This is a genomic window from Micromonospora sp. NPDC047707 (genome assembly GCF_040704235.1).
Lineage (GTDB): Bacteria > Actinomycetota > Actinomycetes > Mycobacteriales > Micromonosporaceae > Micromonospora.
Genome location: NZ_JBEYSU010000110.1, coordinates 1 through 3299, shown reverse-complemented (window position 1 = coordinate 3299; position 3299 = coordinate 1). Strand labels below are relative to the sequence as shown.

Annotated in this window: 3 protein-coding genes and 1 pseudogene; all 4 read right to left on the bottom strand. The window is 75.7% G+C overall.

The annotated features are described in order from the left end of the window. Positions 1–239: pseudogene (locus tag AB0873_RS32050) on the bottom strand (phosphoheptose isomerase); the annotation flags it as partial. Then, complete coding sequence (locus AB0873_RS32045) at positions 236–1456, bottom strand: glycosyltransferase (protein WP_366604500.1); 1221 nt, start codon at positions 1454–1456, stop codon at positions 236–238. The gene AB0873_RS32045 and the pseudogene AB0873_RS32050, both read right to left, overlap by 4 nt. Beyond that, the gene (locus AB0873_RS32040) at positions 1441–2418 is read right to left on the bottom strand and encodes a glycosyltransferase (RefSeq protein ID WP_366604498.1); all 978 of its coding nucleotides are present in this window, start codon (positions 2416–2418) and stop codon (positions 1441–1443) included. The genes AB0873_RS32045 and AB0873_RS32040 overlap by 16 nt, the downstream gene beginning before the upstream one ends. Then, positions 2415–3299 (bottom strand): glycosyltransferase family 9 protein (locus AB0873_RS32035; RefSeq protein ID WP_366604497.1); only part of this gene is annotated, 885 nt, incomplete at its 5' end. The genes AB0873_RS32035 and AB0873_RS32040, both read right to left, overlap by 4 nt.

Sequence of the window (3299 nt, the reverse complement as noted above, 5' to 3'; positions counted from 1 at the left end):
AGGGCGATGGCGGACAGGGGTTGGCGGTCGTCGCGGAGTTTGCCGACGAGTTCGGCGGTGAGGTGCTGCGCCTCGGCCGCGCTGCCACCGTTGCCGGCCACCAGCAGCCGCCCGCCGTCCACGAGCCGGCGGGCGAGCGTCTCGCCCCACCGCGCCAGCAGGGCCTCGCACCGCCGGTACGGCAGCAGCGCCGCGGCCAGGTTCGCCAGGTGGACGTCGAGCGGCGACCGCCCCGTCATCCGGCCACCACCCGGCTGGCCCGCCCGACGGCGGCCACCTCGCCGTAGACCTCCGCCAGCCGTTCCGCCGTGGCCGCCCACGAGTACCGTTCGCGGGCCCGCTCCCGCGCGGCGGTCGCGTACGCGAACCGGCGGATCCGGTCGTCCAGCAACCGCTGGACGGCGGTGCCGAGAGCGCGCGGGTCGCGCGCCGGCACCAGGTCGCCGGTGACCCCGTCGACCACGGTGTCCTTGATCCCGCCCACCGCCGTCCCGACCACCGGTACGCCGCACGCCATGGCCTCCAGCGGGGTCAGCCCGAACGGCTCGTACCAGGGGGCGGCGACCAGGACGTCGGCGGACCGGTACCAGCGGCACATCTCCTCGCGGGGCACCGCGCCGACCAGCTTCACCCGGTCGGCCACGCCGCAGGTGTGCGCCAGGGCCCGGAGCCGGCGGGCGTACGGGTCGCTCTCCAGCAGGCCGGCCGGCGGCCCGCCGACCACGACGCACTCCGCGTCCGGCACGTGCGCCATCGCCCGGATGACGGTCTGGAAGCCCTTCCGCTCGACCAGCCGGCCGACGGTGAGGATCCGCGCGCGGCCGTCCTCCCGTTCGGCGGCCGGGCCGAGCGGGGCGAACGTGCCGAGGTTGACCCCGGACGGGACGACGGTCATCCGGGACCGGGGCACTCCCATCCGGACCAGTTCCCCCACCTCGTCCTGGCACTGGGCGATGACCCGGTCCACCGAGCGGCCCAGTTCCCGCTCGTAGCCGATCCGGCGGGCCGGGCTGGTGTCCTGCACCCCCTGGTGGCGCCGCTTCACCACCCCGAGGGCGTGGTACGTCTGCACGACGGGCACGCCGATCTGCCGGCCGGCGGCCAGCGCGGCGAGTCCGCTCATCCAGAAGTGCGCGTGGATCACCTCCGGCACCCAGTCGCCGCCGCGCCAGCGGTCGACCAACCACCCGCTGAACTCCCTCATGTGCGGCAGCAGCGCGTCCTTGGCGACCGGCTCGGCCGGGCCGGCGGGGACGTGCACCACCTCGTACCCGTCCTGACCGCGGACGGTGACCGGCAGGTCGACGGCGTCCCGGCGGGTGTAGACCCGCACGTCGTGCCCGGCGGCCGCGAGAGCGGCGGAGAGTTCGGCGACATGCGTGTTCTGGCCGCCGGCGTCCTCGCCGCCGAGGACGGCGAGCGGGCTCGCGTGCTCCGAGATCATCGCGATGCGCATACTTCCTCCTCCAGCAGCCGGTCCCAGTCGGCGAGGAAACGCTCGAGCCCGTACCGCTCCCACGCGGCCGCGCGGCCCGCGGCGCCCGCCCGGCGCGCCAGCGCCGGGTCCGCCATGAGCCGTCGAGTGGCGTCGAGCAGGTCGTCGACCCGGGTGGAGAGGGCTCCGGCTTCGGCTGGCACCGCCATCACCGCCTCCGTGGTGGCCAGCGCGACGACCGGCATGCCGATCGTCATCGCCTCGATCAGGCTCAGCCCGAGGGAGGTCCACCGGCACAGGTGCAGGTACGCCCGCCGCCGCCCCAACTCGGCGTGCATTCGGGCCTGGGGCAGGTCGTCGTGGCTGGTCAGCCGGTCCGCCGGCAGCCCCAGGTGGTCGGCGAGGCCGGCCACCTTCATGCCGAAGACGTCCAGCGGGGCGATCTCGGCGAACCGCGACAGCAGGTCGGTGCCGGTGACGCGCCAGCGGCGCACCGGCTCGTTGATGACCACGGCGAGCCGCTCCAGCTCGCCGGTGTACTCCGCCGCCGGTGGCACGACGCCGTGGTCGACCACCGTCGTCCGGGTGCTCCCGGTGTCCCAGAAGAGCTGGTTGAACGCGGTGACGTGGGCGATCAGCAGGTCGTCGCGGTCGGCCATCGGGTGCCGGCTGTCGGGGACGGCGCCGTCCTTCGGGGTGTTGTGCTCGACGAAGATCGCGGGCAGGTCGCGGCCCGGCCGGCGGCCCAGCCAGTCGGCGGCCAGGTCGAGCTCCTCGGGACGTTGCAGGATCACGACGTCGACCTCGGCGGTGCGCAGGTCGTCGGGGGCCACCTCGACGGCGGTGTCCGGCCAGGGGTAGGTGCGGGCCCGGCCGAGGCCGTACGGGCCGCGGTCGGGCGTGGCCGGCACCAGGTACCGGTGCTTGCCGTGCACGAACGACGTGGTCCACGAACCGTGCACGTGCCAGAGGAGGACGTTCATCGGCCGCTCCCGCCGACCGTCGCGACCGCCTTTGCCGCCTCCCCGGCCGGCGTCGACGCCGCCGTCGGTGTCCGCGCCGGGGATACGCCCAGCAGCGCCAGCCCGTCCAGCACCTCCCTGGGCGTGATCCGGCTCAGGCACGGATGGCCCGGGACGGGGCACCGCGCGGCGCGGGTGTCCCGGCAGGGGGCGGCGGCGTCACCGAGGCGTACGGTCGGCACCCGCCACGGCCCCCACTGCCCGAACGGGACGGTGGGTGCGAAGAGGCTCACCACCGGAACGCCGTAGGCGGCGGCGAGGTGGGCGGGACCGGTGTTGCCCACCACCACGGCGGCGGCACCGGCAACGGTCGCCGCGAGTTCGGCGAGCCCCGTCCCGCCACCGAGGTCCACGGCGTCGTCCCCGGCCACCCACGCGGTCAGCTCCGCCTCGTCGGCGCCTCCGGTCACCACCACCCGGTGGCCCGCGGCGGTCAGCGTCCGGACGATCCCCGCCGCCAGCTCGGGCGGCAGCCCCCGGGACTGGGCCGCCGACCCCGGGTGCAGGACCACGTAGCCCGGCGGGCCGACCTGCGACGGCGCCGCCGGCGCCGGCCGCAGCCGGAGGGCGGGTTCGTCGTCGGCGGGCAGGGCGTAGCCGGCGGCGGCGGCGAGGGACAGGGCGCGTTCGGGTTCGGGTACGCCGGTGGGGACGCGGTGGCGCACGTCGAGCAGGGTGCCGGGGTAGTCGTCGCTGATCGCCGAGATCCGGTGGACACCGATGGTGCGTAGCAGTAGGGCCAGGGGTAGCGGTGACTGGTGGTAGCTGGTGAAGATGACCGCTTCGTCGGCGGCGACGGCGGCGAGGGTGGTGGTGAGGGTGGTGATGTCGTCGGGGTCGAC